At 74.7% G+C, this 5,403-nt stretch carries 5 protein-coding genes and 1 pseudogene; 3 read left to right on the top strand and 3 right to left on the bottom strand.

Features of this window, described 5'->3' with window-relative positions; genetic code table 11:
- Nucleotides 1-95, bottom strand: a pseudogene (locus tag ABZ318_RS38845) (GntR family transcriptional regulator); the annotation flags it as partial.
- 263 nt (nt 96-358) lie between these two features.
- Between ABZ318_RS38845 and ABZ318_RS38840 the strand changes: the two are divergent.
- Nucleotides 359-502 carry a hypothetical protein gene (locus ABZ318_RS38840; RefSeq protein ID WP_356907128.1) on the top strand — a complete coding sequence of 48 codons (144 nt, stop codon included), beginning with the start codon at nt 359-361 and terminating at the stop codon, nt 500-502.
- A gap of 61 nt (nt 503-563) precedes the next feature.
- On the opposite strand, the gene ABZ318_RS38835 is transcribed toward ABZ318_RS38840, so the two are convergent.
- On the bottom strand, nt 564-1,937 hold the full coding sequence (locus ABZ318_RS38835; protein ID WP_356907127.1) for an FAD-dependent oxidoreductase: 1,374 nt from the start codon (nt 1,935-1,937) through the stop codon (nt 564-566).
- 9 nt (nt 1,938-1,946) lie between these two features.
- Nucleotides 1,947-2,948, bottom strand: a complete 1,002-nt coding sequence (locus ABZ318_RS38830) for a DUF4349 domain-containing protein (protein WP_356907126.1) — start codon at nt 2,946-2,948, stop codon at nt 1,947-1,949.
- A 139-nt stretch (nt 2,949-3,087) separates the two neighbouring features.
- Here ABZ318_RS38830 and hemG point away from each other — a divergent pair, with 139 nt between their 5' ends.
- Complete coding sequence (gene hemG / locus ABZ318_RS38825) at nt 3,088-4,575, top strand: protoporphyrinogen oxidase (RefSeq protein ID WP_356907125.1); 1,488 nt, start codon at nt 3,088-3,090, stop codon at nt 4,573-4,575.
- 17 nt (nt 4,576-4,592) lie between these two features.
- Nucleotides 4,593-5,306 (top strand): hydrogen peroxide-dependent heme synthase, encoded by a 714-nt coding sequence (gene hemQ / locus ABZ318_RS38820; RefSeq protein ID WP_030690075.1) that lies wholly within the window; start codon nt 4,593-4,595, stop codon nt 5,304-5,306.
- The last annotated feature ends 97 nt before the right edge of the window (nt 5,307-5,403 follow it).

The following is a 5,403-nucleotide window of genomic DNA, read 5'->3' as shown; positions in this document are numbered from 1 at the left end:
TGGCGGAAGGGGCTGGCGCCGGAGGCGGGACGGTAGCCGGAGCGGGCGATCCGCCGGGGCACGGGACGCTCGCGCACATAGGTCCCCGAGCCCGAGGCCGCCGTTGACCACACCCGCGTTCGAGAAGACGCGGAGGTAGTCGCTGTCCTCGTTGCCGAGGACCTGGCCGAACTGGCCGACGGTGCCGTTGACCACGATGTAGTCACGGCCGGTGCCGCCCCGGACGGTGGCGATGGGAGGCATGACGTCCATGCTGACGCCGACGCTGCCGTCGATGACGATGTAGTCGGAGCCGCCGGCGCCGTTGACCGTGTCGCCGGGGGCGAGCGAGCCGCAGGTGATGTAGTCGGAGCCTGCCGTGCCGACGACGTTCGTGCTGCTGACGGGGATGCCGTTGACGCGGCACGAGGCCACCGCGTGGGCGGGCGTCGCGGTCAGTGCGATCGGAGCTATGACGAGGGTGGCGGCGCTGAGCGCGCGCATCGCGTGTCTGATCATGTGACCAGTTGCACATGGTGACGAGCCGGTCGCAAATCGTGACGCCCGGTCGTGCGCCGCTCGGGTCAGCCCGCCGCCCGAACGGCCCCCGCCGCCTTCCGCGCCGCGATCAGCACCGGGTCCCACACCGGCGAGAACGGCGGCGCGTACCCCAGGTCCAGGGCCGTCATCCCCTCCACCGTCATCCCCGCCGTGAGCGCCACCGCCGCGATGTCCACCCGCTTCGCCGCGCCCTCCCGGCCCACGATCTGCACCCCGAGGAGCCGGCCCGTGCGCCGCTCGGCCAGCATCTTCACCGTCATCGGCGCGGCCCCCGGGTAGTAGCCCGCCCGGCTCGTCGACTCGACCGTCACCGCCACGAACCGCAGCCCCACCTCCCGGGCGTCCCTCTCCCGCAGGCCCGTCCGCGCGATCTCCAGGTCGCACACCTTCGACACCGCCGTGCCCACGACGCCCGGGAAGGTCGCGTAACCGCCGCCCGCGTTCGCCCCGATCACCTGGCCGTGCTTGTTCGCGTGCGTGCCGAGGGGAACGTGCCGCTCCCGGCCCGAGACCAGGTCCAGGACCTCCACGCAGTCGCCACCGGCCCAGATGTTCCCGTGGCCCCGGACCCGCATCGACAGATCGGTGAGCAGCCCCCCGTACGCCCCGAGGGGCAGCCCGGCCGCCCGCGCGAGCGAGGTCTCCGGCTCCACGCCCGTGCCGAGCACCACCACGTCCGCCGGGTACTCGTCCCCCTCCGTCGCCACCGCCCGCACCCGGCCCTCCGAGCCCGTCAGGATCTTCGTCACCGGCGCCGAGACGACCGTCCTGATCCCCAGACCGTCCATCGCCCGGTGCACGAGCCGCCCCATGTCCGGGTCGAGGGTCGCCATCGGCTGCTCGCCCCGGGTCAGCACCGTCACCTCGTAGCCCCGGTTCAGCAGGGCCTCCGCCATCTCCACCCCGATGTACCCGGCGCCGACGACGACCGCCCGCCGCCCCGGCGTCGCGGACAGCGAGTCGAGCAGCGCCTGGCCGTCGTCGAGGGTCTGCACCCCGTGCACCCCGGGCGCGTCGATCCCCGGCAGCGGCGGGCGCAGCGGCCGGGCCCCGGTCGCGATCACCAGCTTGTCGAAGCCCGTCCACGCCTCCGTGCCCGCCTCCAGGTCCCGCGATCGGACCCGCTGCCCAGGGACGTCGATCTCCGTCACCTCGGTCCGCGTCCGCAGGTCGATGTCACGGGCCCGGTGCTCCTCGGGGGAGCGCGCGATCAGCTCCCCGCGCGTCGCCACGTCCCCGCCGACCCAGTACGGGATGCCGCAGGCCGAGTACGAGGAGAAGTGCCCGCGCTCGAAGGTGACGATCTCCAGCTCCCCGGGGCCCTTGAGCCTGCGCGCCTGCGACGCGGCGGACATGCCCGCCGCGTCGCCACCGATGACCACCAGTCGTTCGCTCATGGGGAGACGCTACTTCTCGGGGGCCTCCCGGGGCTGCGGGGGCTTCGGCGCCCCGGGAGCCGCAGGCGCTCCGGCGGCGTTCCGCGGAGCGTCCGGCAGGACGGGGGCCGGGGCCGTCGGCCGGGGACGGGCCGCGAGGCGCGGCCGGACGAGACGGCGCCACAGGACGAAGACGATCAGGGCGACCGCCAGCCACGGGGCCAGGGCGGTCAGGACGATCCCGATCCAGGCCGCCGCGCCCACCAGCGCGTTCCAGCCGCCGCTCAGGGCGTCCCCGAAGCCGGGACGGCCCTCCTCCCGCTCCTCGGCGGGCGGCTTCTCCTTCTCGGAGAGCCGCAGGGTGATCGTCGCCATCGTCGTCCGGTCCTTCAGCGAGGACTGCTGGGCGAGCAGCGCCTCCAGGTCCGCCTGACGGCGGCTCAGCTCGCCCTCCAGGGTCACCACGTCGGACAGCTTCTCCGCCCGCTCCATCAGGGCCCGCACCCGCGCCACGCTCGCCCGCTGGGTGGCGATCCGGCTCTCCACGTCCACCACCTGGTCGGTGACGTCCTTGGCGTCCGCCTTGCGGTCGAGGAGCTTCCCGGTGCCGGCGAGCTCGGTGAGGACGGAGTCGTACCGCTCCTGCGGCACCCGCAGCACGATCTGCGAGGTGAGGTACGCGTCGTCGACGCGTTCCGTCGACTCGTTCTCCACGTGCCCGCCCGCGTCCGTCGCCACCCGGCGGGCCGTGGCCAGGGCCTGCGCCGCGTCCTTCACCTCCACGGAGAGCGAGGCGGTACGGATGACGTGCTGCCCGGCCGGCGTCTTCGACGCGGGCTTCCCGGCGGCCCCCGCGCCGCTCCCGGCGGCCGAGCGGTCCGCGGCGCCCTCGGCCCCCGCGTCGGCGGGCCTCGCCGCCGTGCCCCCCTTGCCGTCCGAGGCCGTGTCCGCGGCGCCCGCGCCGCAGCCGGTCAGGACCAGTGAGGCCGCCAGCAGGACCGCGGCCGTCGTTCTCGTTCTTGCTGCCCGCACGAGGATCCCCCCAGGGTGGTGACGAGTGATGCCCTTTGGACGTACGGCCCCCCGGCTCGGGTTGCCCTCCGGCGGTAGCGATGCGGTCACGGTCCGGCCTCGGAACGGGAGCGGGCGGGCGATTTGAGAGAGTGGTGCCATGAACGCGGACACCACGGGACAGCACGCCGGGCCTCACGTCGTCGTCGCCGGAGGCGGGATCGCCGGACTCGCCGCCGCCCACCGGCTGGCCCTCGCCGGCCACCGGGTGACCCTCCTCGAAGCGGACGGCCGGCTCGGCGGCAAGCTCCTCGCCGGGGAGATCGCGGGCGCGCCCGTCGACCTCGGCGCCGAGTCGCTGCTCGCCCGCCGCCCCGAGGCCGTCGCCCTCGCCCGGGCCGTCGGCCTCGGCGACCGGCTCCAGGCCCCCGTGACCACCACCGCGTCCGTCTGGTCCCGGGGCGAGCTGGTCCCCATGCCCAAGGGACACGTCATGGGCGTCCCCGGCGACCCCGCCGCCGTCGAGGGGCTCCTCTCGGCGGAGGGCGTGCGCCGCATCGGCGGCGACCTGGAGCTGCCGCCGACCGAGATCGGCGAGGACATCGCCATCGGCGCGTACGTCGCCGCGCGCATGGGCCACGAGGTCGTGGACCGGCTCGTCGAACCCCTCCTCGGCGGGGTGTACGCCGGTGACGCCCACCGCATCTCGATGAAGGCCGCCGTCCCCGCCCTCTTCGAGGCCGCCCGCGCCCACCCCACCCTCACCGCCGCCGTCCACGCCGTCCAGCGGGCCGGCGCCGCCACCCCCGCCGACGTGGCGGGCGCCGCCACCGGCCTGGGCGGCGCCGTCTTCCTCGGCATCGCGGGCGGCATCGGCACCCTCCCCGGCGCGGTCGCCGACGCGATCCGCGCCGCCGGCGGCGAGATCCTCACCGGCACGCCCGTCGACGCCCTGATCCGCACCGGCGCCACCGGCTGGCAGGTGGTCACCCGGGACCGGACCTTCGACGCCGACGCCGTCGTCCTCGCCACCCCCGCCGGCACCACCGCCGGACTCCTCGGCGGCCACGCCCCGGCGGCCGCCGCCGAGCTCGACGCGATCGACTACGCCTCCATGGCCCTGATCACCCTCGCCTTCCGCCGCTCCGACGTGCCCGCCCTGCCGGGCTCCGGCTTCCTCGTGCCGCCCGTCGACGGCCACACCATCAAGGCCTCCACGTTCTCCGGCCGGAAGTGGCAGTGGGTCTCCGACAGCGCCCCCGACCTGTTCGTGCTGCGCACCTCCGTCGGCCGCCACGGCGAGGAGGAGCAGCTCCACCGCGAGGACTCCGACCTCGTCGAGGCCTCCCTCAAGGACCTCGCCGCCGCCACCGGGCTCTCCGCCCACCCGGTCGCGAGCACCGTCACCCGCTGGATCGGCGGCCTGCCCCAGTACCCCGTCGGCCACCTCGCCCGCGTCGCCCGCGTCCGCGCGGCCGTCGCCGCCCTCCCCGGCCTGCGGCTCGCGGGCGCCGCGTACGACGGCGTCGGCATCCCCGCCTGCGTCGCCTCGGCCCACCGCGCGGCCGACGAGATCATCGGAGGGTTCGCCGACGAGATCAGCGCCACGTCGGGAACGGGGCACCCCGGTGCGGGGCACTCCTCGTGACGGGCGAGAATAGGCGTATGAGTGCGCCCGAAAAGATCCCGAACGCCGGTAAGAAGGCGAAGGACCTCAACGAGGTCATCCGCTACACCCTGTGGTCCGTCTTCAAGCTGCGCGACGTTCTCCCCGAGGACCGCGGCGGTTACGCCGACGAGGTCCAGGAGCTGTTCGACCAGCTCGCGGCCAAGGACATCACGATCCGCGGCACGTACGACCTCTCCGGTCTGCGCGCCGACGCCGACGTCATGATCTGGTGGCACGCCGAGACGAGCGACGAGCTCCAGGAGGCGTACAACCTCTTCCGCCGCACCAAGCTGGGCCGCGCCCTGGAGCCGGTCTGGTCGAACATGGCGCTGCACCGCCCCGCCGAGTTCAACAAGTCGCACATCCCGGCCTTCCTGGCCGACGAGAACCCGCGCGACTACGTCTCGGTGTACCCCTTCGTGCGCTCCTACGACTGGTACCTGCTGCCGGACGAGGACCGCCGCCGCATGCTCGCCGACCACGGCAAGATGGCCCGCGGCTACCCCGACGTCCGCGCCAACACGGTCGCCTCCTTCTCGCTCGGCGACTACGAGTGGCTCCTCGCCTTCGAGGCCGACGAGCTGCACCGCATCGTCGACCTCATGCGCCACCTGCGCGCCTCCGAGGCGCGGATGCACGTCCGCGAGGAGGTCCCGTTCTTCACCGGCCGCCGCAAGAGCGTCGCCGACCTGGTGGCGGGCCTGGCCTGACGGCCGTACGAAACCTGGTGGCGCGCCCGGCGGGGGCCGACCCGGTCCACGATCCGGCCGCCGGCGGGCGAGAGGACGGCAGCGGTGCCGAAGCCGA

Origin of the sequence: Streptomyces sp. NPDC006197 (assembly GCF_040613865.1) — a bacterium.
Lineage (GTDB): Bacteria > Actinomycetota > Actinomycetes > Streptomycetales > Streptomycetaceae > Streptomyces.
Note: the sequence above shows the minus strand (reverse complement) of the source record. Positions and strands in the feature narration are given on the sequence as shown.

Excerpts from the sequence above, each read along its gene's own strand:
- ABZ318_RS38835 (WP_356907127.1), bottom strand. The coding sequence starts at position 1,937 with ATGAGCGAACGACTGGTGGTCATCGGTGGCGACGCGGCGGGCATGTCC.
- hemG (WP_356907125.1), top strand. The coding sequence starts at position 3,088 with ATGAACGCGGACACCACGGGACAGCACGCCGGGCCTCACGTCGTCGTC.
- hemQ (WP_030690075.1), top strand. The coding sequence starts at position 4,593 with ATGAGTGCGCCCGAAAAGATCCCGAACGCCGGTAAGAAGGCGAAGGAC.